The 25,897-nt window shown below is 44.3% G+C and carries 27 protein-coding genes; 6 read left to right on the top strand and 21 right to left on the bottom strand.

Going from position 1 to position 25,897, the window contains the following annotated elements; all coding sequences use genetic code 11:
- Positions 1–54: 54 nt before the first annotated feature.
- From hrcA to gpr, 6 genes are all read right to left on the bottom strand, one after another.
- Positions 55–1,095 (bottom strand): heat-inducible transcriptional repressor HrcA, encoded by a 1,041-nt coding sequence (gene hrcA / locus ACI35L_RS14135; protein ID WP_049670089.1) that lies wholly within the window; start codon positions 1,093–1,095, stop codon positions 55–57.
- Positions 1,096–1,210: 115 nt separating this feature from the next.
- Positions 1,211–2,338 (bottom strand): radical SAM family heme chaperone HemW, encoded by a 1,128-nt coding sequence (gene hemW / locus ACI35L_RS14130; RefSeq protein WP_049670088.1) that lies wholly within the window; start codon positions 2,336–2,338, stop codon positions 1,211–1,213.
- A 107-nt stretch (positions 2,339–2,445) separates the two neighbouring features.
- Complete coding sequence (lepA, locus tag ACI35L_RS14125; protein ID WP_049670087.1) at positions 2,446–4,281, bottom strand: translation elongation factor 4; 1,836 nt, start codon at positions 4,279–4,281, stop codon at positions 2,446–2,448.
- Positions 4,282–4,494: 213 nt separating this feature from the next.
- Positions 4,495–4,827, bottom strand: a complete 333-nt coding sequence (locus tag ACI35L_RS14120) for a DUF3679 domain-containing protein (RefSeq protein WP_049670086.1) — start codon at positions 4,825–4,827, stop codon at positions 4,495–4,497.
- 34 nt (positions 4,828–4,861) lie between these two features.
- On the bottom strand, positions 4,862–6,019 hold the full coding sequence (gene spoIIP, locus ACI35L_RS14115; RefSeq protein WP_049670085.1) for a stage II sporulation protein P: 1,158 nt from the start codon (positions 6,017–6,019) through the stop codon (positions 4,862–4,864).
- A gap of 71 nt (positions 6,020–6,090) precedes the next feature.
- On the bottom strand, positions 6,091–7,194 hold the full coding sequence (gene gpr / locus ACI35L_RS14110) for a GPR endopeptidase (RefSeq protein ID WP_049670084.1): 1,104 nt from the start codon (positions 7,192–7,194) through the stop codon (positions 6,091–6,093).
- 313 nt (positions 7,195–7,507) lie between these two features.
- Here gpr and rpsT point away from each other — a divergent pair, with 313 nt between their 5' ends.
- Positions 7,508–7,774 (top strand): 30S ribosomal protein S20, encoded by a 267-nt coding sequence (rpsT, locus tag ACI35L_RS14105; protein ID WP_049670083.1) that lies wholly within the window; start codon positions 7,508–7,510, stop codon positions 7,772–7,774.
- Between the two features lie 188 nt (positions 7,775–7,962).
- The gene (locus ACI35L_RS14100) at positions 7,963–9,246 is read left to right on the top strand and encodes a LysM peptidoglycan-binding domain-containing protein (protein WP_439803135.1); all 1,284 of its coding nucleotides are present in this window, start codon (positions 7,963–7,965) and stop codon (positions 9,244–9,246) included.
- 46 nt (positions 9,247–9,292) lie between these two features.
- Here the strand turns inward: ACI35L_RS14100 and holA are convergent, their stop codons facing one another.
- On the bottom strand, positions 9,293–10,303 hold the full coding sequence (gene holA, locus ACI35L_RS14095; protein ID WP_049670081.1) for a DNA polymerase III subunit delta: 1,011 nt from the start codon (positions 10,301–10,303) through the stop codon (positions 9,293–9,295).
- Between the two features lie 283 nt (positions 10,304–10,586).
- On the opposite strand from holA, the gene ACI35L_RS14090 reads away from it, so the two are divergent.
- Complete coding sequence (locus ACI35L_RS14090) at positions 10,587–10,721, top strand: YqzM family protein (protein ID WP_049670080.1); 135 nt, start codon at positions 10,587–10,589, stop codon at positions 10,719–10,721.
- A 76-nt stretch (positions 10,722–10,797) separates the two neighbouring features.
- On the opposite strand, the gene ACI35L_RS14085 is transcribed toward ACI35L_RS14090, so the two are convergent.
- From ACI35L_RS14085 to ACI35L_RS14075, 3 genes are all read right to left on the bottom strand, one after another.
- Positions 10,798–13,092 (bottom strand): DNA internalization-related competence protein ComEC/Rec2, encoded by a 2,295-nt coding sequence (locus ACI35L_RS14085; RefSeq protein ID WP_049670079.1) that lies wholly within the window; start codon positions 13,090–13,092, stop codon positions 10,798–10,800.
- 5 nt (positions 13,093–13,097) lie between these two features.
- Positions 13,098–13,667, bottom strand: coding sequence for a ComE operon protein 2 (locus ACI35L_RS14080; RefSeq protein WP_049670078.1), 570 nt, complete (start codon positions 13,665–13,667; stop codon positions 13,098–13,100).
- Between the two features lie 76 nt (positions 13,668–13,743).
- On the bottom strand, positions 13,744–14,382 hold the full coding sequence (locus tag ACI35L_RS14075; protein ID WP_053103715.1) for a helix-hairpin-helix domain-containing protein: 639 nt from the start codon (positions 14,380–14,382) through the stop codon (positions 13,744–13,746).
- A gap of 94 nt (positions 14,383–14,476) precedes the next feature.
- On the opposite strand from ACI35L_RS14075, the gene comER reads away from it, so the two are divergent.
- Positions 14,477–15,307 carry a late competence protein ComER gene (gene comER, locus ACI35L_RS14070; RefSeq protein WP_049670077.1) on the top strand — a complete coding sequence of 277 codons (831 nt, stop codon included), beginning with the start codon at positions 14,477–14,479 and terminating at the stop codon, positions 15,305–15,307.
- 431 nt (positions 15,308–15,738) lie between these two features.
- Here comER and ACI35L_RS14065 read toward each other — a convergent pair whose 3' ends face one another.
- The 8 genes from ACI35L_RS14065 to ACI35L_RS14030 are packed head-to-tail and all read right to left on the bottom strand — an operon-like array spanning position 15,739 to position 20,762.
- Positions 15,739–16,482 carry a class I SAM-dependent DNA methyltransferase gene (locus tag ACI35L_RS14065; RefSeq protein ID WP_049670076.1) on the bottom strand — a complete coding sequence of 248 codons (744 nt, stop codon included), beginning with the start codon at positions 16,480–16,482 and terminating at the stop codon, positions 15,739–15,741.
- The gene (gene rsfS / locus ACI35L_RS14060; RefSeq protein ID WP_049670075.1) at positions 16,479–16,832 is read right to left on the bottom strand and encodes a ribosome silencing factor; all 354 of its coding nucleotides are present in this window, start codon (positions 16,830–16,832) and stop codon (positions 16,479–16,481) included. Before rsfS ends, ACI35L_RS14065 begins: the two co-directional genes overlap by 4 nt.
- Entirely contained in the window at positions 16,829–17,404 is a 576-nt protein-coding gene (gene yqeK, locus ACI35L_RS14055) for a bis(5'-nucleosyl)-tetraphosphatase (symmetrical) YqeK (protein ID WP_049672796.1), read from the bottom strand. The genes rsfS and yqeK overlap by 4 nt, the downstream gene beginning before the upstream one ends.
- A gap of 1 nt (position 17,405) precedes the next feature.
- A complete protein-coding gene (locus ACI35L_RS14050; protein ID WP_049670074.1) occupies positions 17,406–17,969 on the bottom strand; it encodes a nicotinate-nucleotide adenylyltransferase in 564 nt (187 codons plus the stop codon).
- A gap of 28 nt (positions 17,970–17,997) precedes the next feature.
- Positions 17,998–18,291 (bottom strand): ribosome assembly RNA-binding protein YhbY, encoded by a 294-nt coding sequence (gene yhbY / locus ACI35L_RS14045; RefSeq protein WP_049670073.1) that lies wholly within the window; start codon positions 18,289–18,291, stop codon positions 17,998–18,000.
- A 2-nt stretch (positions 18,292–18,293) separates the two neighbouring features.
- Positions 18,294–19,124 (bottom strand): shikimate dehydrogenase, encoded by an 831-nt coding sequence (aroE, locus tag ACI35L_RS14040; protein ID WP_049670072.1) that lies wholly within the window; start codon positions 19,122–19,124, stop codon positions 18,294–18,296.
- Between the two features lie 13 nt (positions 19,125–19,137).
- Positions 19,138–20,244: a ribosome biogenesis GTPase YqeH gene (yqeH, locus tag ACI35L_RS14035; protein WP_049670071.1), complete on the bottom strand. Its 1,107-nt coding sequence runs from the start codon at positions 20,242–20,244 to the stop codon at positions 19,138–19,140.
- Positions 20,245–20,246: 2 nt separating this feature from the next.
- Complete coding sequence (locus ACI35L_RS14030; protein ID WP_049670070.1) at positions 20,247–20,762, bottom strand: YqeG family HAD IIIA-type phosphatase; 516 nt, start codon at positions 20,760–20,762, stop codon at positions 20,247–20,249.
- 390 nt (positions 20,763–21,152) lie between these two features.
- Here ACI35L_RS14030 and ACI35L_RS14025 point away from each other — a divergent pair, with 390 nt between their 5' ends.
- Entirely contained in the window at positions 21,153–21,281 is a 129-nt protein-coding gene (locus tag ACI35L_RS14025; RefSeq protein ID WP_082197022.1) for a sporulation histidine kinase inhibitor Sda, read from the top strand.
- A gap of 87 nt (positions 21,282–21,368) precedes the next feature.
- Here the strand turns inward: ACI35L_RS14025 and ACI35L_RS14020 are convergent, their stop codons facing one another.
- The 3 genes from ACI35L_RS14020 to sigK form a co-directional block, all read right to left on the bottom strand.
- Positions 21,369–22,154 carry a phosphatidylserine decarboxylase gene (locus tag ACI35L_RS14020; RefSeq protein WP_049670069.1) on the bottom strand — a complete coding sequence of 262 codons (786 nt, stop codon included), beginning with the start codon at positions 22,152–22,154 and terminating at the stop codon, positions 21,369–21,371.
- A gap of 246 nt (positions 22,155–22,400) precedes the next feature.
- The gene (locus ACI35L_RS14015) at positions 22,401–24,611 is read right to left on the bottom strand and encodes an MMPL family transporter (protein WP_439803137.1); all 2,211 of its coding nucleotides are present in this window, start codon (positions 24,609–24,611) and stop codon (positions 22,401–22,403) included.
- A gap of 101 nt (positions 24,612–24,712) precedes the next feature.
- A complete protein-coding gene (gene sigK / locus ACI35L_RS14010; protein ID WP_049670067.1) occupies positions 24,713–25,429 on the bottom strand; it encodes an RNA polymerase sporulation sigma factor SigK in 717 nt (238 codons plus the stop codon).
- Positions 25,430–25,600: 171 nt separating this feature from the next.
- Here sigK and ACI35L_RS14005 point away from each other — a divergent pair, with 171 nt between their 5' ends.
- Positions 25,601–25,777 (top strand): hypothetical protein, encoded by a 177-nt coding sequence (locus tag ACI35L_RS14005; protein WP_439803134.1) that lies wholly within the window; start codon positions 25,601–25,603, stop codon positions 25,775–25,777.
- Positions 25,778–25,897: the final 120 nt, after the last annotated feature.

Below are 25,897 nucleotides of genomic sequence, written 5' to 3'. Positions count from 1 at the left end.
CTTCTCACCTCCCTATAAGCTTTGCCAATATATTCAAGAACGACATTACTACTATTACCGTTCCTTTTTATTTTGATACTGCTCCGTTAGCATCGCGCTCAAATTGTCAGAGAAAAAGGACAGTAAACCAATGACACGCGCATAATCCATTCTGGTTGGTCCAAGAATTGCGATGGAACCAAGGCTTTCATCACCTATGGAATACGTGGCGCTTATGATGCTGCAATTGCTTAACGCAAGATTATTATTCTCATGACCAATCCGGACATTGATGCCAACAGGTGTTTGACTCACTAAATCATACAGATCCTTTTCCTGTTCAATAACATTGAGAATCGCCTTCACTTTCTCAATATCATGGAATTCAGGCTGGCTGAGCATATTTGCTTTACCGCCAAAGAACAGCTTCTCGTTTGCCGGAATCTGCAATGTGGCCGCAATCATATTCAGCACCATATCATAGTTCGTGATATGCTGCTTTAATAGTACAGCAACCTCCTTATAGATCTTTTCCTTCAACTGGGTTAAAGGAACGCCTATCAGCCGTTCATTCAAGATATTAACGACTCTCTCCATTTCATCCATGTCAATGCCTGGAGGGAGATAAATCATCTTATTTTCAACATGCCCGGTATCCGTGACGATGATAGCTGTGGCAGTATTATTGCCAAGCGGAACGATTTGGATTCTGCGTAAATAATTATCCGACACAGCAGGCCCCAGCATGATGGTCGTATAATTAGTGATTTCAGAGAGAATGCCGGCAGAGCGCTGGACAATCTTCTCTAGCTCGAAAAGCTTATCTTTAAAAATCGATTTTAACTTATGGATGTCTTCCTTTTGAAGCTGCTGCGGTGATACAAGATGATCCACATAGTATCGATACCCTTTTTCCGACGGAATACGCCCGGAGGATGTATGAGTTTTCTCTAAGTATCCCATTTCCTCAAGGTCAGCCATTTCATTTCTGATTGTAGCCGAGCTCAGTGAAATGCCATCCTTCTTCGAAATATTGCGTGAACCGACAGGCTGAGCGGTCGATATAAAATCATCGATGATCACTTGTAATATAAGCAGTTGTCTGTTTGTTAACATCGATAATCACCCCTGTTAGCACTCTTTGCCTCCGAGTGCTAAGTCTATAAATAAAGTATCAAAACGGCCGTAACGTGTCAACGGTTATGATTATGTTTTCAGCGTCATTTTTTAACTATAATAAAAAATCCTGAAATACTTCATTGCCAATTAATTTTCCTTGATGGGTAAGCTTAATATTTCCGCCCTCTATGACAAGCAGTTCTTTTTGAAGGAAATTAGCGATGGCCTCACCGAATACATCGTTCATGTCAATACCAAAACGCTGCTTAAATCCTTGGATAGAGACACCCTCTGTCTTTCTCAGACCAAGGAACATCTCTTCCTCCATTCTTTCCTTCTTCGTGACATTTGCCTGGTCAATGATAGGTTTCTCCCCATTTGCGATGTCATTCATGTATTTTTTGAGCGGACCATGATTATGGTAGCGCACCCCATTCAGATAGCCGTGTGCACCTGCTCCTAATCCATAATACTCCTCATTATTCCAATAGACGAGATTATGCTTGCTCTCAAAGCCCGGCTTGCCGAAGTTTGAGATTTCATATTGATGGTAGCCTGCCTTCTCCATCCGCTCCATTACATATTCATACATGGAGGCTTCCGTATCCTCTGAAGGGAGGGAGAGCTTGCCTTTATTCAGCATGATGTAAAAGACTGTCTTCGGCTCAATAATAAGCGAATAGGCTGAGAAATGAGGCAGCTCGAGTTCAAGCGCCCGGTTAATCGTGTCTTGCAAGTCCTCTATCGTCTGGCCAGGCAGGGAGTAAATCAAGTCAATACTGATATTCTCAAATCCCGCCTCCCGCGCCAGTTCAATATTCCGGTACACATCCTCGGAGGTATGTCCGCGGCCGATTTTCTTCAAGAGCTCTTCATTGAAGGTCTGTACCCCCAAGCTCAAGCGATTGACGCCTGCCGCCTTCATGACTGCGAGCTTTTCCTTTGTCAAATCCCCCGGATTGGCCTCCATTGTGAACTCATACTCATCCCCTAAGCGGATGTTCTCATGAATGGATGCTAGAAGCTTCTCCATTTGGCCAGCATCCAGCGCCGTCGGTGTTCCTCCGCCGATGAAGACCGTCTTCATCTCCCTCTTGCCCATTTGATAGAGTGACATTTCACCCGCAAGACTTCGAAGATATTCTTCAACAGGCTGGTTTTGAATAAAGAATTTATTGAAATCGCAGTAATGACAAATCTGCGTACAAAAAGGTATGTGAACATACATGCTTTGCGCCAAGGCAGAAGCACCTCTTTTCTTAAAGAACTATAGATGATCTATTATCACCATCATAATAAAAGAGAGGCCAGAACAAAAATGTCCGGCCTCTTTAGAACGTATTCTTGTTATTTTTTCGAATTGGAGTCATCCATTTTCAGGACAGCCATGAAAGCCTCCTGCGGCACTTCAACAGAGCCGACCTGCTTCATCCGCTTCTTCCCTTCCTTTTGCTTCTCAAGAAGCTTACGCTTACGGGAAATGTCACCGCCGTAGCATTTAGCAAGGACGTTCTTTCTCATCGCTTTAATGGATGAGCGGGCAACAATCTTATTGCCGATTGCGGCCTGAACAGGCACTTCAAATTGCTGGCGTGGAATAAGCTCTTTTAATTTTTCTACGATAACCTTTCCGCGCTCATAAGCAAAGTCTTTGTGAACGATGAAGCTCAAGGCATCGACTGTTTCACCGTTTAGAAGGATGTCCATCTTCACAAGCTTCGATTCCTTATAGCCAATTAGTTCATAATCGAAGGATGCATATCCCTTCGTGCTTGACTTCAATTGATCGAAGAAATCGTAAACAATTTCAGAGAGCGGGATTTCGTAGATGATGCTGACACGATTCTCATCAATATACTGCATATCGATGAAATTACCGCGCTTTGTTTGGCACAATTCCATGATAGCTCCAACAAAGTCATTCGGTGCCATCAATGTCGCCTTCACATAAGGCTCCTCAATCTGGTCAATCTTCTGCGGGTCAGGCATATTGGACGGGTTATCAATATCGATTTCCGTTCCGTCTGTCATCTTCACTTTGTAAATAACACTCGGTGCGGTTGTAATCAAATCAATATTGAATTCACGTTCAATCCGCTCCTGGATGATTTCCATATGGAGCAGTCCAAGGAATCCGCAGCGGAAGCCAAATCCTAAGGCTTGAGATGTTTCCGGCTCGTATTGCAAGGCAGAGTCATTTAATTGGAGTTTCTCTAATGCCTCGCGCAAATCATTGAATTTCGCTGTGTCGATTGGATATAGACCGCAATACACCATCGGGTTTAGGCGGCGGTAGCCTGGAAGCGGCTCAGTTGCGCCGTTCTTCGCATTCGTAATCGTATCACCGACCTGGGTATCACCAACATTCTTGATTGCTGCTGTCAGGAACCCTACATCACCGACTGTTAATTCATCACAAACCGTCGCTTTTGGTGTATGCACACCAACCTCGATAACCTCAAATTCCTTGCCTGTTGCCATCATCTTGATCTTATCGCCAGGCTTCACTGTTCCTTCTACGACACGGATGTAAGCAATAACACCTCGGTAGGCATCATATAAAGAGTCAAAGATTAACGCTTTGAGCGGTGCTTCAGGGTCACCGCTTGGTGCCGGAACCTTCTCAGCAATCTGCTCAAGGATTTCCTCAATGCCGATACCGGCCTTAGCGGAAGCAAGAACCGCCTCAGAGGCATCCAGTCCAATCACATCCTCGATTTCCTGGCGCACACGCTCAGGGTCCGCGCTTGGCAGGTCAATTTTGTTGATGATTGGCAGGATTTCCAAGTCATTATCAAGTGCAAGATAAACATTTGCAAGCGTTTGAGCTTCAATACCTTGTGCAGCGTCAACGACGAGGACAGCCCCCTCACAAGCTGCAAGGGACCGGGATACTTCATACGTGAAGTCAACATGTCCGGGGGTATCGATTAAATGGTAGATGTATTCTTCTCCATCTTTTGCTTTATATTTCAATTGAACGGCATTTAATTTAATCGTAATGCCGCGCTCTCTTTCCAAATCCATGGAATCAAGAAGCTGATCCTTCATTTCTCTGGATGTGAGGGCATTGGTCTTCTCTAATATTCTATCCGCTAACGTCGATTTCCCATGGTCAATATGGGCGATAATCGAGAAGTTACGGATTTTCTTCTGTCTTTCTAGCCGTTCTTGATTATTCATTGTCGTTTTCACTCCTGTTACTTTCAAAACACAGATACTGTAGATTATAGCAGAAAGAAATTCAAACCGTAAACGGTTTATGCCCAAGCACAAAAATTAATTTCTCACACTCTCTCCCAATATCAAGAACAGACACGTCCCAAGAGGACTGAGCGCATATCCTGCTCAGATAAAATCCCGAAAAACAGACGTCCTTCGGGAATGTCATCATTCTTATTCATCTGAGATAAGCTTCGCCAAGCCTTGAAAGATATCTGTGCATGCACTCGAAATTCCTTTACCCGCACTTGACAGCGCATTATAGGCTTTCCATTCTTCCATCTCTTCCTTCTTCTTCTCTATATCACCAGTCGAGACTTCCTTTCCGAGCACAGTCGCATTGATCTCGCCCTCGCCCTCTTTCTTAACCGTAAAAGCTTCATACATCCTCGGGTCCTCATAGCCTTGCATCTTCTTCATATTTTGGTTGGCAAATTGCATACCCAAAATCACTCCGAAGAAAAGAAGCAGAACAAGCAAACTTGTTTTCCATATGAATTTACCCATTTAGCATTCTCCTTTATCGTCATTCATTCGGATGTCAGCTGCCATCACCCATGACTGCCTCTGCATCAAGTATATGCTCTGATAGCGCTCCTGCCAGCACTTCCATGGAACGATCCAATTCCTCCATCGTATTATCCACACCGCCCGCTTCCACTAGCATCGCATTCTCTGACAAGTCCTGATTAAATTTCCCGTTCGTGGACGCCCCCCTTTTCTCGAAGACACCACGGCTTAAGCCTGGGTATTTATCCGAGATACGTTTATGAATCTCCTTTGCCAGCTTCAAATTCTTTTCATAATTCGGGTTCTCTCCCCCAATAATGAAACAGATTTTTGCATAATCCTTCCCGTCTATCTTAATCGTCGTCACTTTTTTCCTTTGGGAATCCCGATGGACATCAACATAGTATTGGGCATCTTTCTTCTGGGCTATCGCTTCCTCGACTATCTTCCTTGATTCCGTGTATGAACTTGCATAATTCAAGTTCTTTTTTTGAAGAAGGGCATAGACATCTGTTTTATCCACCTCTGCCCCGACCCCTTTTTCTTCTAATGCCTCTTTTAGCTTATCGCCGACAAGGGTGACATTCACCTTCGAATGGGACGCAGCGTTAGGGTCTGTCACCCCTTTTAATAGAGGAAGATAGGACTCCCGGGTATGCGAGAAATAAATGAACACTCTTTTCTCCTTTGGTGCCGTTTGCTTCTTATCCTCCACATCATCTTTCTCCTCAATCTTCTCTGTATCGGAATCCTTCTCGAGGGACTCTGGCAGCGGAGCAGATTCAATCGGCATATTTGTATAGTTCGTCCCTTCCCCTGCAATCAGGATATCCCCATCAAAGAGGGAATAGCCGGGGAGCTCTCTCCCAAGCAGGCTTCTAGGGTCATCCATCGTTATATTGGTTACATATTGAAACAGCTGCTCACCGATTGTTGGCACATCCCCATCAGGAAGTGATTGCTGAAGATACATATTCCCTTTCATGAGATGCTTGTATAGTGTCTTGCCAGCCATTTGTTTCGTTGCTTCATTTAATGAATTAGATGAAACCCGGTATTCAGGCTTCAAAGCAGTCAACAGCCCAATGAATAAAAACAGGACGATCATGGCACCGGCAAAATAGAAAAGAAACCGAATAATGGTGGCTGCTTGCAATGCAATTATCAGATTAGACTTTGTCCGTTTCATGGTTCCACCCTTTCAGGAGCATTCTAGTAAATTGTATGCTCTGATAGAGTTGCTAGAACCACTGTTTCTATTTAGTGTGTGTAATATCCAGCGTTATCCTGATCAACCGCTTGATGCAGGGCCGCATTCAGACCATTCGCTACTAGATTGGCCATATCCTCAATAAAGACATCCACTTCCTTCGGCGTTACCATCAAATTATGGCCAAGCGGGGAAAGCACTTCATGAATGAGTCTTCTCTTCTCCTCCTCCGGCAACGTTCCGATGATGCCGAGGAAGGTTTTGCGATGCTCCTCTTCTGGAAGATCATCTTCATTGAGTTTTTTCTTCTCGCCAAAGGTCATACCCGCCGGAGCGAGTGCTCTTGACGGCCTGTCCCCTTCCTTCAATTCACGGCCAAAATGCTTCAATATATAATCAATCGTATCAGCTGTGATCGTTACCGCATCCACCACGGTAGGAATACCGACTGAAATGACAGGTATGCCAAGTGTTTCTTTGCTTAATTCCTTCCGCTTATTGCCAACACCAGATCCTGGGTGGATGCCTGTATCCGTTATTTGGATGGTTGTATTGACCCGGTCGATGGAGCGGGCCGCAAGTGCGTCAATCGCAATAATGAAAGCCGGATTCGTTTTTTCGACTATTCCCTTGATAATATCGCTCGTCTCAATTCCTGTCAGTCCCATTACCCCAGGAGAGATGGCACTTACAGGCCTGAAACCTTTCGAAACGGCAGTCGGCTGATATTCAAATAAATGACGGGTAACGATAAGGTTCTCAATAACTGACGGTCCAAGTGCATCCGGCGTAACATGCCAATTCCCAAGCCCAACAACAAGACAGGAATCATCAGCTGAAAGTCCGATCCTCTTCAGGATATATCCCAGCTGCTTCGCAAAAACTGCCTCTACCCGCCTTTGCAGCTTGGAATCCTGCTCCCGAATCCCTTGCATTTCCATTGTGATATAAAAGCCCGGCTTCTTCCCGACCTCTTTCTCCCCTTCCTCCGTGATCTCCACATAAGAAAGCTCGATTCCGTCAATTTCTTTTTCCTTTAGAATGACGCCGGCAATCTTTGAGGTATCCTCCACCTCTTCAACCAGCAATTCTCTTGCCTCAACAGCCAGATCCGTTCGGACAGCGTACTGGGATAAGTCCAGTTCCTTATTCAAACAAATTACCCCCTTCGACATTCTTTTCCTAATAGGATTGCCTGATTAAGAGGGTCTCATTCTTTCGCCAAGTCAGAATTGCATTTTCACCCCAAAAAAAGATACCCAGCTTGCAAACATCAGCCAACCCGCATAAACTCAATGTAAAGATGGGAAACTTAACAGTAAAATCCGCTATTCCGTAAGCAATTTTTATTTTGCTCCATCTTGAGTATTGCATTAAGAAATACATTTTGATAGAATATCATATGTTGCGAATGTTAATTGATAAGAATATCGAGTTGACATAATTCGGATTCTGGAGGTGAAACAAATGGCAAATATTAAATCCGCTATCAAACGTGTTAAAACTAGCGAAGCTGCTAGAGCTCATAATATCGCTCAAAAATCAGCTGTACGTACAAACGTTAAGAAAGTAGAAGCTGCTATCGCTTTGAACGATGCAACTGCTGCTAACGAATCAATCGTAGCTGCTGTTAAAGGACTAGATAAGGCTGCAACTAAAGGCTTAATCAGCAAAAACGCTGCTGCCCGCAAAAAATCTCGTCTTATGAAAAAAGTGAACAAACTTAACGCTTAATGAAACGCACCCTTTTTAGGGTCGTTTTTTTTATCGCAGGCCATGGTTTATCGGATGTTTGCCCAACCTCCCTTAAACCATGGCTTTTTCTTTCTCCCTCATCCTCCATATGCATACTTTCTATTCTGAACCTCTCCTTTAAATCATACATTGATGAAAAAGGATCGTGCAGGAAAGGAAGAGACGCTATGCAAATCCATGTAGTCAGACAAGGCGAAAGCATTTATTCCATAGCTCAGGCCTATAATATAAGCGCCAATCAAATCATTTCCTCAAATGTTCTGCAAGCACCAAATGAGCTCGTCATCGGTCAGGCACTCGTTATCCCCATCACCGGCAGGTATCATTGGGTGCAGCCCGGGGAAACTCTCTCAAGCATCGGAAGGATGTTTGGTGTAGCTCCTCAGGAAATCGCAGATGCGAATAATCTCTCAATAGATGAACCCCTTAAAGAGGGATTACGGCTATATATCCCCCCAAGTCCAAAACGATATGCTCAATTCAATGCCTATGTTGAACCTAGGGGGACAACAGTCTCTGAGAATCTCGAGCAGGAATCCCGGATAGCCGCTCCCTACTTAACCTACTTATCTCCATTTAGCTACAGGGTATTGCGAGACGGCAAACTGAAAGCCCCCTTGCTGGATGATTTTCCGGCAATCGCGAGTAATTCAGGCGCCGTCCTTGTCATGGTCGTAACCAATCTTGAGAACGACGGCTTCAGCGGCGACCTAGCTAGTCAGATTCTTAATAACGAGGATCTTCAGAATGTGTTATTCGACCAAATTACCGAAACAGCGAGAAAAATTGGTTTTCGAGATATTCACTTTGACTTCGAAAACCTAAAGGCAGGTGACCGAAATGCCTATACTTCCTTTCTTAAAAGGGCAAAAGCCCGATTTTCCAAGGAAGGCTGGCAAGTATCCATTGCTCTTGCCCCGAAGACAAGTGCCGGGCAGAAGGGTTCCTGGTATGAGGGCCATGACTACAAAGCACAGGGAGCGGCGGTCGACTGGGTACTGATTATGACATATGAATGGGGCTACAGCGGAGGGCCGGCACAGGCAGTCTCCCCGATTGGGCCTGTTCGTCGCGTTCTCACCTATGCTATATCAGAGATCCCCTCAAGAAAAGTGATGATGGGGCAGAATTTATATGGCTATGATTGGACTCTTCCCTTTGTAAAAGGATCTGTCGCCAAAGCCGTCTCCCCGCAGCAGGCGATTGCGATTGCCAGGCAGTACAAGGTGGATATTAAGTATGATTACACAGCCCAGGCACCGTTTTTCAGGTACACTGATGAGGATGGTCAGCAGCATGAGGTCTGGTTTGAGGACGCCCGTTCTATCCAGGCAAAGTTTAATCTCGTCAAGGAGCTTGATTTACGCGGGGTCAGTTATTGGAAGCTAGGGCTCTCCTTTCCGCAAAACTGGCTCCTTCTGCAGGATAATTTCAATGTTACCAAGCTTTAAAAAAGAAGGAATCCCTCCAGCAAAATGCAGAGGGATTCCTTCTTTTTCATGATTGTAATATGAATAATTCCAGTTGTATTTCTTTATCTCCTAATCCAGTCTTCATCCGGTAATCAAGCTCTGCCAGCTGACCAAGTGCCCGGAGAAGGCTCTTTTCCGAGAAATCATTGATTCGTTTCATCGCCAGCTTTACCGGATACGGGCTCATCTTCAATTTCGACGCAATTTGCATTTGTCCATATCCTTGCGAACTGAGCTTCTTGACCTGTAAAATGATACGATACTGCCGGGCAATCGCAGCAAGTATACGAATTGGCTCTTCCTTTAGGATCAACAGCTCCTTATAAAGCTCAACCGCCTTTTGCTTTTGGCCATTCAAAATGTAATCAACGAGATCGAATACATTCTGATCGAAGTTCTTCGGCACAAGCTTATCGACCATCGCCCCATCAATTACTTGCTCATTAGCCGCATAAAGCGCAAGCTTCTCAAGCTCTGTCACAGCCATCATTAAATGATTGCCGGTAAGGGCGAGAAGTGTCTCAATGCCATCCTGGGTAATCGTGACCCCTAGCGCTTTCGAGTGATTAGCAATCCACTTGGCCAAATCTCTCTCATATAACGGTTTTGATTCTAGCACTGCCGCATTCCGTTTCAATTCTTTCGTAATCTTCTTACGCTCGTCCAATTTAGGATAGGGCGCAACAAAGACTGCAACCGTCGTTGGTGAAGGATTCGACAAATAGGCTTCAAGCCGTTTCAAGTCATGCTCCACCTTGTCCTTTTTGCGCTCAGCTGTCAAGAAGGATGGGCTATTTAAAATTACAACACGACGCTCACCCATGAATGGCAAGGTTTCCATCTCCTCAATCGCTACTTCCACCGGTGTTTCCTCTAGATCAATGGAAGCAAGATTGAATTCCGCATCCTCATCTGCCAATGCATGCTCACATATGAGCCTCTTCGTCTCTTTAATGAAGTATTCTTCCTCTCCATATAACAAATAAACCGGGCTGAATCGTCCGCTTTTAATTGAATTCCACAAATCAGTGACCAAAATTATCGCCTCTAACTATAATATGCTTCTTTCATCCTAATCGATAGCGACCATATTTGACAAGTGGTTGCAGGAGAACCGGAACACTCCGGCCTCCTGAAATATATATTAACGCCTTCTTGCCGGACCCGGGATACCTAACAAGAAAGCGAAAAAGCGCTTAGTTTGCAGAGGTTCTACCGCCTCATTCCGAAATTCTGTAAAAATTTGATAAAAATATGGTGATTGTGGATTTTTTTGACTATTTGTTCTATACTTGTATAGAGGTCAGGGGGGTGGATTGATGAACGAGTTTGAAAAGAATGTCCAATCAAAAACGAATGATGTCTCAGATTCCATCGTGGGGTTCGTCGTTTCATTTGGATTTTTCGCAACCATGTTTATTATCGCCGTAGTCATCCAGCTAATCGGCGGCTAACAATTTTTCATATGCAGTTATCACGGCGGCCCATTAGGCCGTTTTTTTATTTAGCGGGTCATTCGCATGCTTCATACTATGGAGGATAGGTCAAAAGCGTGCCAGTTTCTTTCCCAAAAAATCGATAGCTGATGCTCCCTTGCCGATCGGTTCGGTACACTTTGATTCCTTCAGCTTGAAGAGTATCGATCACTTCCTGATGCGGATGCCCAAATCGATTATTCCTTCCAGCTGATAGGATGGCCGATACCGGACTTACCGCTCGAATGAATTCTTCAGAACTCGAATTCTTGCTCCCGTGATGCCCAACTTTTAAAATATCCGCCTTAAGGAATAGTCTATGATTCATCAACGTATTCTCTCCGCTGTGCCCCAAATCCCCGACGAATAGCCAGTCAAGCCCGCCAATAAAGGCTTTAATAACAATAGAGGATTCATTTTTCTCCTCTTCCTTACCCGAAGGATGCAGGATGTTGAATTCAGCATCATCCCTTCTCCAGCCCATCCCTCTGTGTACCTCTATAATAGGTATCTGCTGCCTAACGGCCAGCATGGTGGCACGCAATCCTTTGAAATTCTCCCTTTGCTCAAAGGGAATGACCATCTCCTGTACATGAAACGACTGGAGGATAGCAGCCCCTCCGCCAATATGATCCTGATCCGCATGAGTGACGATGAATTTATCGATATGCTTGATTCCCTTGCTCTTTAAAAAGGGAACAAGAATAGCCTCTCCCGGGTCATATTCCTCCTCACGCTGTGCCCACTTCTCTTTTTGAAAAGTCATGGTACCGCCAGCATCAATTAAATAGACTCCTCTGCCATACGGCAATTGAATCAAGGTGGCATCCCCTTGCCCGATATCAACAAATGTCACCTCCCCTTCATCTGAAAAGAATGCATAATGATACTGATAGAAAAGAACAGCAGCAAGGCACAGACCGCTCATCCAGACTCGACGTAATCTGCGTTCCCAATGGGAAAGGAAGATTAAAATGGCCAGGACAGCTGCGGCCATAATCATCACTGACGGCTTTCCAAATAAAAGTACAGCAAAAGGAAGATCCGCCATTATAGACGCAGTCTTCTCAAGCAATTGATACAATCCATTGAGGAATCCCATAGCCGGTTCCTTAAGAAATCCCAGCAAAACAACCCCATATACAATCATCGTTGTAGGAAATAACAAAAAAGAAAACAAAGGAACAAAGAGAAGATTGGAAAGAAAACCAATGAGGGACACCTCATAGAAATGAAAAACAACTATAGGCAAAGAAGCTGCCTGACAAATTGCTGTCATTAGAAACAAAAGGGAAAGAGAGCCTTTATTTCGGTAGAGGTTTGAGGAGAGAACAAGGGCATAGGTCAGCACGAACGACAATTGAAATCCAGCTTGAAAGAGCTGATACGGATCGATAATCAAATAAAGAATAAAACAAATCGTCAATGCCTTTTCAGCCGAAAGGCGAACACCAATGGCTTGTCCGGAAAAGAAGAGAACGGCCATAGCGGCTGCCCTAATAATAGAAGGAGAGAGCCCGGTCATAACGGCATAAAGGGGGAGAACGGCTGCCACAAGCAATGCAGCTCTGGAACGGGAGAAGCCAAGGCGAATGCACATATAAAAGAAAAATGCCGCAACAAGACCAACCTGCGCGCCCGATAACGCTAGAATATGGACGATGCCAAGCTGTTGAAACTGATCATACAGATCCTTCGGCAGCTGCTCCTGTTCACCGAATAGTAAGGCTTCGGTGAAACTGCCAGCAGGTTCCGGATAAACCGCCCGGATTCGCTTGATTTCCCTCTCTCTCAGCTGTGAAAGCTTAGTCACAAACCCCTCCCTTCCCGTATCCAACACATCCATCTTATTTATCTCCAGAATAAAAAAGGCTTGCTTATAACGTAGATAGGTGCTGAAATCAAACCCGTTCTCAATCGTCGGGGCAGATGGCAAGGTTAATTCCCCTGATGCCTTAAAGCTTCTTCCCGAAAGAATACTCTCATCAAGGAAACGTGCCTCCTCAAAGCTTTTGATCGTATAGGTGACCCATAATCTTTCTCCCGATTCCAACCGGGCAAAACCGTTGAGACGGTCCCCATCCCGCTTAGGCATCCCGAGAAATTGCAGACTGAAGGTTGTTTCCTTCCCGCTTAATTCACTGACATTCAATCGGTCCACACAATAAACATACCCCGTTGATAAGGTGAAAAAGAAAATAAGAATCATCAAATAGATAAAGGGAAAACGAATGGATAGGAATAGAAAATACAAGAGGATAAAAGAGAATAAATAACGATGAGGATAAAGAGGGGCTGTAACGCCAAGTGCAGCCGTTACAGCCATATGATAGATGAACCGGCTGTTCATATGTGTTAATCCAGTGCCGGGAACAAATCATTTGCCTTTTGCCAATACTCCGCAATCTCCTGCTCAGAGGCACCTGAAATACGGAGCTTATCAATCAATTCTGTCACAAGCTCTGCTTTCTTCGTGTCATGAAAATCTACCCATTTCGGGTCGACATTTACTTGAATGACCTTCACTCCTGCCTGCTCAAACAATTCCTCCGCATAGGGGTGGTTCTTATAAGCCTCTGCATAGTAAATCGTCTTAATACCTGCTTGAATTAATGCCTTACAGCACTGAAGGCAAGGAAAATGCGTCACATAGATTTCTGCTCCATCAACGGGTACGCCGAATTTAGCGCATTGCAGCAAGGCATTCATTTCTGCATGGATGGTGCGTACGCAATGATTGTCTATCACATAGCATCCCTCATCCACACAATGGACACCTCCGGCGATTGAGCCATTATATCCCCCGGCAATGATTCGGTTATCACGTACGATGGTCGCTCCAACCATCAGACGCGTGCAAGTACTACGTAAAGCAAGCAAATGGCTTTGAGCCATAAAATATTGATCCCAGGAAATACGCTCCATGTATGTCCCTCACTTTCTTCTGTCTTGCTTACAATTTAACAAGAAAACTTTGCTTGAGACAACCCTTTTTGCTGGTTTAGCTCGCAATTAAATCTTTTAACTTTTCGAACGTTTTATCCCCAATGCCTGTAACAAGCTTCAAATCGTCAATCGATCCAAAGGATCCTAATTCCTCTCTTTTCGCTATGATGGCGGCCGCCTTGCTCGGCCCAATTCCCGGCAGCTCCTGTAATTCTTCAAGGGAGGCCTTATTAATATTTATGAGGCTGCCGGCCGCTCCCGCTCCCCCTGTCCCGCCGGAGGAGATTTGACTTGCTTGGACATCCTCACCAGCTTTAGGGATATAAACGACCATTTCATCTTCCACAAGCTGTGCCATGTTAACCTGTGTGCTATCAGCAGCTTTTGTCAGACCTCCCGCCATCCCAATGACATCAGTTACCCGGTCACCTTGAGCAAACTCATACACACCTGGCTTTTTGACCGCCCCTTTAATATCCACTTTAAGTACTAGCGGCTCTTCCTTTTCCAGCTTCTTTTCCGCCGCATCCAGTTGAATGGTCTCCACATTCTCTGACCATTCAACCTTATCATTCTTAACCGCTGCCTCCTCATCCGTCCGAATAAAGAAGATGAATGTGAAGCCAAGCAATACAGCCGCCATGACAAGCGGCTTTTTCTGCCTTTGCCAAAATTCATTGATTTGTCTATTCATAACTTTCACCTGCCGATTCATATAATGTCTGTATTTGCATATATTTTGATAAGAAATAATGGATATGGCCTATTCATTTAGGAGGAGATGAAACATGATTACCGGCATCATTGGGACAGGGAATATGGGAACCATACTGGTCGAAAGCCTAATTACTTCAGGCTTCTTGAATCAGGAGCAAGTAATGATCAACAACCGGACTCCCTTTAAAGCAGCCGTTTTAAAGGAAAAGTATCCTGGCATTTCAATTGCCAGCTCAAGTGTCGAAACAGCCAAAAGCGCAGATTTAATCTTCCTTTGCGTCAAACCTCATGAAATGCATCCATTACTGGAAATCATGGAACCGCATTTAACCCGAGAGCAATGCCTGGTCACAATCACAAGCCCTCTCTCACCAAGACAGCTAGAGAAAACCGTACGCTGCTCTTGTGCACGACTCATTCCGTCTATTACAAATCGAGCGCTGTCAGGTGCCTCTATTCTAACCTTTGGGGAATCATGCACAGAGAAATGGCAGCAGCTATTGCACGATTTAGCCTCAAGCTTCTCAAGGCCGCTTCAAATCGAGACCCGGTATACAAGAGTAACATCTGATATCGTCAGCTGCGGACCCGCTTTCTTCAGCTATCTTGCCAGAAGCTTCATTGATGCAGCCGTTCTACATACGGGAATCAATAAGGAGCAGGCCACAGAGCTGACTCAATCCATGTTAATTGGTCTTGGCGAACTATTGAATCAGCAGCATTTTACGCTGCCCGCACTTCAGGAGAAGGTATGTGTTAAAGGAGGAATCACTGGAGAGGGCATCAAGGTACTCGATGAGGAATTAGAGGGTGTGTTTAAGCGATTGTTTGAAGCAACAGAGAAGAAATTCGAGGAGGATGTCGGGGAAGTTGAGGAGCAGTTTGGGGTGCCTTACTATTAATGTAATTCCATGAAAAAAAGAGATATCCTTCTTCTGTTTTAAAATTTTTTCTGAGCGGCTCTTTTAGCCGTTTTTTATGTTCGACACTTCATAATAAACGGCCTCCATGAGGATTCCTTTTGAGAAAATAATTAAAATAGCCTGGGACATGACTAAATTAGCTGTATCCAAAACCGAATGATGCATTGAATTTTTATTAAACTAAGCAAGAAGTCAACCGCCTGCAACGAAAATCACCGGTATTCTAATAACAATATTCATCTTCAACAGAACTAAACTAAATAGAAAAAGCCGAACTATTTTAAAGTGCAGTTTAAAATAGTGACATTTATTTCTAACTCTAGACAGGAGGATAGGACACCAATTGAAAAAGGCTGTCCTTTATATCTTGAATTACCTGACATAAAGGACAGCCGCTTGTATTTATTTTATTATTTCATTCGGCACACAAAGAATATTCTTTCTGCTTCATCAACTGATGCCTGATGGAAATCACCGGCAATCTCCAAGCATTCAAAGCCGCTCTCATCCAGCCATTTCACATAGTCTTCCACTGGGTATGTACGCTGATCATGATCCTCATCAAATCGGACATATGCATCCATTTGTTCGTCATACATGAAGAAGGTCAGCTCATGATGAACACTGTGGGGTTCATCCCCTTTCCAAGCATTCCAGATAAAGCTGACATCATCGCCATTATCCGCATATACCTGATCATTGAAAAGGGTGGCCATCTTGTGAATAGAATGGACATCAAATAAGAATAGTCCGTCCTCCTTTAGATGGGTACCAACCCTGGCGAATGTCTTCTTGATATCTTCCTCTCCATCAAGATAATTTAGAGAATCACAGAAGATTAAGACCAAATCATACTGGCCAAGACCGGAAAGCTCCCTCATATCTTGATGGAAATAATGAATGGAAACGCCCTCATCAAAAGCCTTCGCCATAGCGACTTCAAGCATTTCCTCTGATAGGTCGACTCCTGTCAGTTCAAAGCCCTCTTTACTAAGGCGGGTCGCTAATTCACCGGTTCCGCAGCCTACATCAAGAATGTTCCGCCCGCTTAAAGGATACTTTTCTGCAATTTCTTTGACAAAGTCCACCCAGTCATCGTATGGGGCCTCCTTCATCAAATTATCGTAGAAATAGGCGAAATTCTGATAGCTCATAGATTCAATTCCTGTGCGGATACAGATGGAGCATCTCCCCATAGGCGCTCCAGCTTGTAGTAAGAACGATCATCTTTATGGAAGATATGTGCCACGACATCCCCCATATCCACCAATACCCAGCGAGCTTCATCGAAGCCTTCCATCTTGCGTACCTCAAAGCCTGCTTCTTCCACTTTTTCTTTCATTTCACGGGCAATGGCCTGAACTTGCTTGTCAGAATTACCGTGACAAATAATAAAATAATCAGATACGAGAGAGATACCCTTCATGTCTAGCACGATCATATCCTCTGCTCGTTTATCATCAGCAGCTTTTGCTGCAATATGCAATAACTCTTTTTCACTCACTTGTTGTTTCCTCCCTTGTGCATAGCAAAATCATTATAGGCATGGAAGGTATCCGGATAGATCATCTGCTGCTTTGAAATCAGAAAGGCAATCGTATTGCCTATCGCCTTCATCACGGCATCATCCAAACTCTGTTCGGCAATAGCCCTCACTTCATCTACACCCGGGAAACTCCTCCCTGGCTCTATATAATCTGCTAAATAAATTATTTTCTCCAATTCCGTCATTCCCGTGCGTCCTGAAGTGTGGTAGCGGATCGCTGATAGAATTTCTTCATCCTCTACTCCCGCTTCCTCGTGGACAAGCACTGCTCCAACAGGGGCATGCCATAGCTCGGTGTTGGCTGTAAGCAGTTCTGCCGGCAGATGATAATCCTTAATGATTTGTTCCATTTCATCCAGCGGACGATACTTAGCATAATCATGATAAATAGCGGCCAGCTCTGCTTTATCAGCATCCACTCCATAGCGCTGTGCAAGCTCTTTAGCGCTTTTAACAACTCCCAAAGTATGGATATAGCGTTTCTCAGGCAATTGCTGTCTGACTAATTCAAGTGCTTTTGTTTTATCCATTTTATCCATATAAACGATTCTCCTCAATATATAGCTTGACCTCTTCAGGGACTAAATATTTGATGGATTTCCCCTCTTTAATTCTCGAACGAATAAGAGAGGAGGAAATAGAGATCTCTGGTATATCTGCCATCGTGACAGGATAATCCGTTTTTTCTTGGTAGCCTGGTCTCTTAACGCCCGTAAAGTGAACTAACTGTGCCAGCTCATCGACCTGCTTCCATTTCGGCAAGTATTCAATCATATCTGCCCCAATAATGAAATACCATTCTGAATCCGGCTCCCTCACCTTCAACAGCTTAATGGTATCAATCGTATAGGAGGGACCCTCCCGTTCCCATTCAATCGTATCAATACGAAAGAACGGATTCCCCTTGGTGGACAACTGGAGCATATCCAGCCTTTCTTGATTCGTCGTCGATGTCTTCGTCTTATGGGGAGGGATGTGATTGGGCAAAAAGCGTATTTCATCTAGTTCAAGCGCCTCTCGAATCCCTTCTGCCACAATTAAATGACCGATGTGAGGCGGGTCAAACGTCCCGCCTAAAATACCAACTTTCTTCATGGATATCCACCCTTCTTTACAGCGTAAATTATGAAGGAAGAATGATTTGTTTATTTTCCCTTGATTCTTTGTACAACACAATTGTGTTTCCGATGATTTGTACAAGTTCAGCTCTTGCTCCTTTTGAAAGCTCTTCCGCCACCGTATCGCGGTCTTCCTCACAGTTTTGCAGGATGCTGATTTTGATGAGCTCTCTCACTTCAAGCGCTTCTCCGATTTGTTTGATCATATTGTCATTTACCCCGCCTTTTCCTACTTGGAAAATCGGCTGGAGTGTATGCGCCTTTGAACGCAAGAATCTTTTTTGTTTACCTGTTAACATGGTTATCCTCCTAATTTCACTAACACTAATTCTTTCATCCGCTCTACATCCGGCTTGATGCCTGTCCACAGTTCAAAGGCAAGTGCTCCCTGCTGCACAAACATCTCTACCCCTGTTTGGATAATAGCGCCATTTTCTTCCGCTTCACGCAAGAATGCCGTTTTGAGCGGGTTGTATATAATATCACAGACAACTGTCTTTTCTTTTATTCCCAATAAAGAGATGGGAGATTCATGTAATGAAGAAAGCCCAACCGAAGTCGTTTGAATGATGAGGTCATAATTAGCAAGAGCCTTTTCCGCATCCACCAGGCTTAACACAGCAGAACTGATGCCGTTATGGCAATCCGCCACGATTCTTTCGGCTGAGGATAGCGTTCTGTTTGCGATATCCATTTGAGCAATGCCCGTTTTCGCCATCGCGCAGTAAATGCCCCGTGCAGCACCTCCGCCTCCTATAATGAGGACGTTTCTCCCGGCAAATTGATTGGCAAGAAGCGGGGCAATGGCTTTGACAAAGCCAGGACCATCGGTGTTGTAACCCTTGATGATGCCATCTTTAATAACGGCCGTATTGACGGCTCCCACTTCCTTAGCAAACGGATCAAGTTCATCTAAATACGGTATGACATTCTCCTTGAACGGAACCGTAATATTGAAACCGCCTGCTCCAATTGCCTTTAACCCGTTGACCGCTTCTTTAAGGGCCTCCTCTTCAACCAGAAACGGCAAATATTCTCCTTCTATGCCGTTCTGCTTAAATGCATCATTGTGAATCAATGGTGACATTGAATGTTCAATCGGATTGCCCAGCACCCCATACAGCTTCTTCATTTGAATCTTCCCCTTAGATTAATGATTTGCGAATGCTCACCTGTACTCCCTTCGGTACGTATGCTTTAACGATGGCTCCCGGCTGATTGACTGTTACCCAGCCAAGTCCTGAGAACACGATATCTGTTTTCCCCTCTTTAATGGAGAATTCCTGACCGACAAGCGGCGGGAATTCCTTTATCTCTTTAGGTCCCGGAGGCACAAGCAGCTCTCCAGCATGCTTTTCATATAAATCATCCGCTTTCTCGAGCTTTGTGCGGTGGATATCAAGCTCATTGGATAAATAACATGTAAATGAATTCCGCTCTCCACGAACGAAATCAAAACGAGCTAAGCCCCCAAAGAAAAGGGTCTGGCCGGCATTCAATTGGAATACTCTCGGCTTGATTTCCTTCTTCGGCGTAATGGTTTTTAAATCTTGCTTCCCGACAAAATGAGCCATTTGATGATGATTAATGATTCCCGGGGTATCAATTAATGCCCTCTCATCATCAAGCGGAATTTCAATGATATCCAATGTTGTCCCTGGGAAATGAGAGGTTGTGATAACATTGTCTTCTCCGCTTCCCTGCTTAATGATCCGATTAATAAAGGTGGATTTACCGACATTGGTACAGCCAACGACATATACATCACGACCCTCACGCAGTTCATCAATACGCTGCATTGCGTCCTCAATTCCATAGCCCTTGGCACCGCTCACAAGCATCACGTCAACTGGATGTAAGCCCCATTCCTTTGCCATTCCCTTCATCCAGTCAATCAGCTTTTTCTGTTTGACGGATTTAGGAAGCAGATCACTTTTGTTTCCAATCAACACGACCGGATTATTGCCGACAAAGCGCTGCAAGCCCGGCAGCCAGCTTCCATTAAAGTCGAATATATCAACTAGCTTAACGATCAAGGCATCCTTCTGCCCGATTCCATTCAAGATTTTCAGGAAATCGTCATCTGTCAAGGAGACATCCTGCACTTCATTATAATGCTTTAATCGGAAACAGCGCTGGCAGATTACTTGGTCTTTTTCCAAGGATGATGCCGGTGCATAACCGATTTTATTCTTGTCCTCCGTCTGTATGGTCACTCCACAGCCGATACAGCTGATTTCTTCTTTAGTCAATTCTAGTCCTCCCACGTTAATTGTCCATTTTTTCGGAACCACGCCAAAATTCTGCGTTCAATTCTCCGATTCAATTTCGTTGCCCATCCGTCTGTCTGTGCAACTGGCACAACCAAGATAGTATGGAACCCGCTCCGGTTGCCGCCGAACACATCAGTCAAAAGCTGGTCGCCAATAACGACTGCTTGTTCCTTTTGAATACCCATCAGCTCAACCGCATGCTTAAATGCCTTTGTCATGGGTTTTTTCGCGCGAAAGATAAATGGGATGTTGAGCGGATCAGCAAAGGCTTTCACTCGCACCTCTTTATTATTTGACACGATGGTCACTTTAATATCATTGCGCTTCATTTCCTCAAACCATGTGATTAGCTCCGGGGTCGCAAGCGGCCTGTCCCACTCCACAAGGGTATTATCTAAATCAGTTATAATCCCTTTGATCCCTTTATTCTTTAAATCCTGGGGATTGATTTCATATATGCTCTTCACATGCTGAGCAGGCAAAAATGATTTCAACACAATAAACACCTCTATCATTCATTAATCGCTGTTATTCATCATAACGGATAAAACCGCTTCTGTCATAGGCTTCTTGACTTTTCATGTCAAATATATTGTCGAAATAAGAAATGTTTCGACACCCCTCCGCGTTTTTTCAGCCTGTGGATAAGTTTATTCACATGATGCACACTTACACAAGCGCCCGCTTTTATGGGCTGGCCGGCTAAATTATATGAATACTCACATTTTACCCACAAGTTATTCACGTTAACTTGTGGATAAGAGAACGGTTGTTCCATCGTTTTGAATTTGTTAAATTAAGGATACAATCACTTAACATACTACTATATGATAGCCGAACCCCTGTTAGAACACTATATCGGAGGTGAAGCCGCCTAAGGCGCCAATATGCAGAAACTATCAGACGCCCTATTAATTGAATCCTATTACAAAGCAAGAGACTTAGGCCTTAGCAAAGATTTCATCCGCCTTATCGAACGTGAAATTGACCGAAGATCTTTACGAGCCAGATTATAGAAAAGAGACCCCATCCATAAAAAAGCCCTGGTTACCAGGGCTCCATGTTTCCTAGCTTTCGTTATAAGCCTCTTTCAGGCAGATGATTCAATGCCTAAACTGGCAGGTTCCAAGCGTTTCCCCTGCACGAACCGCAGCAGGTGTCTCAAACGGCGCAGCTTTGAACGTCCCTTTTTCAAAAAGAAGCACAACGGTGGAGCCAAAGGAAAAATACCCGATTTCTTCTCCTTTAAGAAGAGTATCCCCCGTATGTGTCCTTTCTATTGTGTTCACGAACATGGCACCGACCTTGATGAGAGCAAGTCTTCCGCCTTTATACTCTATTTCCGTAATTTCACGGTAATTCTTTGATAGCGGAGATTTGCCAAGCGTCATTCCATAACGATTAACCGGATAGGATTTACTGCCAAGCGTCTGCTTACGGATAACAGTACCATCAACAGGCGAGTGTATACGATGGTAATGACTCGGGCTTAAATACAGCACCATATATTGCCCATCTAAGTATCTCTCTGCTTCGCTTTTCCCGCCGAGCATCTCTTCTATCGAGTAGAGTTTACCTTTCACACGAAAGGTGGCATCGTTCGCAATAGAGCCCATATCCTCTAATACAGCATCAACGGGGCTTGCAATGGAGGCTTGTCCCTGATCAATTGGACGAGCTCCCTCCATCAGCTTTCGCGTGAAGAAATCATGGAGGCTTTCGTACTCCTCGAGCGGCCTGTCCATTTCCTCTACATTTATTTTATACTGCTTCGCAAACGAGGGTATGATTCTTTTGCTCGCAGGTGACAAGGCAAATCTTCTTAATAAAGAAGAAGTCCATCTTCCATTCGTCAATTCAATTAATGATTGATAAAGCTTTTCCTTCACTTTTTCCACCCATATTTCTTTTTATGACATCACAAGCTTCCACTATACCATCTACTAGTGAATAGCTGTTCAACTAATTACCTTCCGCTTCCCTAGCTTTCATACTCTGCTGAAAGTTAAATATACTATATTTTTATCAACAATACACATAAAAACAAAAAACAAAAACACCCAACTAAGTCCCTGGGTGCTTTTCTTCTTACAGTGTACTATTCCTTTGAGCTGAAGGAAAGTAAAATTTCCATCTCAGCTTTCTCGCCTTTTCGGAATCCACCAATTCCATTTTCCCATCAACTTCAGCATAATTGGCACAAGAATCAGCCGGATGATGGTTGCATCGAGCAGGACAGCAACAAAAAGCATGAAGCCGAGCTGCTTAACTTCAAGCATATGAGTGAACAAAAAGGCAAGGAACACAACCATCATGATCAACGCTGCCTGCGTGATGAATGGACCAGTATATTCGATCCCTTTCGCAATTGCTTCTTCTTCCAGCATGCCCCGCTCTCTTTCCTCCCGAATCCTGCTCACCAAAAAGACCTCGTAGTCCATCGAAAGGCCAAATAGGATTGCAAAGGATAAGACCGGCAAATAGGACTGCACATAGCCAGTAGCTTCAAATGAAAACAGCTGCTCTCCCCATCCATATTGAAAGACGAGAACAGCCGCTCCAATAGATGCGAGGATACAAACCAAATTCAGTGCAATAGCTTTCAATGGGATGAGCAGACTCCGGAAAGCCCGTGTCAGCAGCAAAAAGGATATCGCTAATATTAAGCACGCGGCAGCTGGCGTCTTGTTCATCGTTTCGCGATGAATATCGGCAATCATGGAGGCCATACCGCCGATATAAACCTTGTTATGCATCATTTCTTCCCCGTATCTCTCCCGTAAGGTTTTGATAAACTGAACGGAAGCCGGGTCATCTGGAGCATTCTTTAACGTAATCATAATTGGAGACATGCTCAAGTCCTTATTCACCAGCATAGAAAACATCCCTTGATCATCCGCCATAGCTGCCAGCTCCTGCAGTCCTTCCGCACTCACAACTCCCATTAGGTCCATCAGGATATCAGTGACCGAAATGACATTTGCCACACTTGATTCACCCTTTAATTCAGCTGTCATCTGCGCCATCCTATCAAGGTCCACATCTGTCAATTGACCTTCCTCCGATTGATAGATGAAATAAACAGGTGCATAAATTCCGGATGAAATGTTCTTTTCTAGCAAGGCATTTCCTTTCCCAGATGAATACTCTTCCAACGCCTTATCACTAATATCTGTCTTCAAATGCAAACTGAAGGCTGGCAGCATCATGATAAAAAGGAGGAACAGGCTTCCCCCTAAATAAAGGCCCGGCTTTGCCATAATATGCTTTGTCCACCTGTACAGCCTATGCCTTTGCTCATATCTCTTTTTTCTTCGAATTGGCAGATAATCAATGCGGCCACCAAGTATATGCAAAAGGGCAGGCAAAAAGGTCACGGATAAGGCAAGCAGAACACCAATTGTCATAAAGGTGCCTATCGCGATATTAAAGAAAAGACTGGCTTTGATTAACAGGAGACCGGCAAGAGAGGACATGACCGTCAGCCCCGACATAATGACCGATTTACCGCTTGTGGCCATTGATTTCACGAGTGCTTCTGCCCGGGAAGCTGTCCGGCACTCCTCCTTATATCTCATCAGTATGAATAAGGAATAATCAATACCGAGCCCAAGGCCAATCATACTGACGACACTCGGGACAAACATATCTATATTTTCGATTCCAAGGAGAGCTAGTATTCCAAATGAAATAAATACACCAGCAATACCGAGCAGGATAGGAATAAGGGCTGCTGTAACTGAGCCAAAGACAAAAAGCAGGATAATGAGCACAACCGGCAGCGCGGTTCTCTCCGCCTGTGTTAAATCCTTTTTGACCATAGCAGATAAGTCCTGAACGGCAGCCGTCTTCCCTGTTAAATACATCTCCAAGCCCTTATTCTCAGCAAGGATTTTCTTTATTTCACCGCTGATTTTCAATGCAGCTTTTCCATCTGCCTCCAGTAAGAGGACCGCATAGCTTGTATGTCCGTCGGTCGAATAAGGAACGGCTGTCAATGACAGCTCATCATATGGCGAGACAATCTGGTAAACCCCATGGAGTACCCCGACCTTCCGCAATACCTTATCGACTGTTTGTTTATAGATCGGTGACTCCATCACATAGCGATCTGAATGAAATACAAGTATTGCCTGTTCCTCTATTTGACCAGCAAATTCCTTCTCCCACAGTTTCTCAGCCATATATGAAGGGGACCCTTCCACAACAAGCTGCGGCGGAGTTAATCGGCTGAAAAAGACAGGGGTAAGCAGCAGGCTTCCGATAAAAATCAATCCCCATAGAACGAGAATCGCCTTCGAATGGTTAATGACCTTCCTTGAGAAACGTCCATATAAGGACTCCATCTTGTTCAAACTAAACCACCTCAATCGTCTTCCTTGCGACGTACTCGTATTATTTCCTTGAACGCAAGAAAAACGGACAGGTAGTTTTGTCCGTTTGTGTGCTATTTTTGCTTTCTTCTTTCTTTCTCAGCCCGGTAGAATTCATGAAACATTTTCATTAAAGCACGTTTTTCTATTCTGGAAACATAGCTTCTCGAAATGCCTAATTCCTTCGCAATCTCCCGCTGGGTCTTCTCCTTCTTTAAATCAAGTCCAAAGCGCCCGACGATGACTTCCTTTTCCCGGTCATCCAGGACATCAATGTACTTCTTCACCTTCTCGAGCTCCATATTAAGCTGTATGGTGTCAATGACATCCTCAGATTCAGATTTCAGGATATCGAGCAAGGAAATCTCATTTCCCTCCTTATCCTGTCCGATAGGATCATGAAGCGATACATCCTTTTTCGTCTTCTTGATGACTCTCAGATGCATCAATATTTCATTCTCTATGCAGCGAGCCGCATATGTAGCTAATTTTGTTCCTTTTCCAGATGAATAGGACTCAATGGCCTTAATTAAGCCAATTGTGCCAATGGAGATTAAATCCTCCGTGTCCTCCCCTGTATTCTCGAATTTCTTCACAATATGGGCGACAAGCCGCAAATTATGCTCAATCAGGAGATTCCTTGCTTCAGCATCTCCCTGAGCCATCTTTTCAAGGCATGCTTTCTCCTCACTAGCCGACAATGGCTGTGGGAAGGCGTTATTCTTGACATATGAAACGAGAAAAATCAATTCCTTGACGAAGTATCCGAAAGCTGCCAATAACCCTGTCAAACGAATCATCTCCTTCCTGTATTCAACCAGGTCGCCTACTAAGATATGTATGACAGAAGGAACCCTGCCTTGCATGTACTGATGAAAATAACTAAAACTCGGGCATCAGCCCAATCTTTTCTTCCGCACAAGACATATATTGCCAATAATCAAATATAAGGAGGGGATATTATGTACCCTTATGGATTCGGCGGTCCCGGATTTGGGCCAGGCTACTGTCCACCGCCTCCTTGCGGCGGAGGATTCGGAGCAGGATATGCTATCTGGGTTATCTTGTTCATTCTGCTGATCATCTTTGGCTTCTGGGTCTTCTGGGGAGGAGGCTATTATGGTCCGCCACCTAAGTAAATAAAAAACTTATGCTCAGATTGGGCATAAGTTTTTTATTTTTATGGCTCGCTTAAAGGTGAACATTGGATGTAGAAATACCGCGTTAATATTTCAAGCTGTTAACTCCCGCGATGATTA

Origin of the sequence: Pradoshia sp., assembly GCF_051873915.1 — a bacterium.
In the GTDB taxonomy this organism is placed as follows: domain Bacteria; phylum Bacillota; class Bacilli; order Bacillales; family Pradoshiaceae; genus Pradoshia.
Note: the sequence above shows the minus strand (reverse complement) of the source record. Positions and strands in the feature narration are given on the sequence as shown.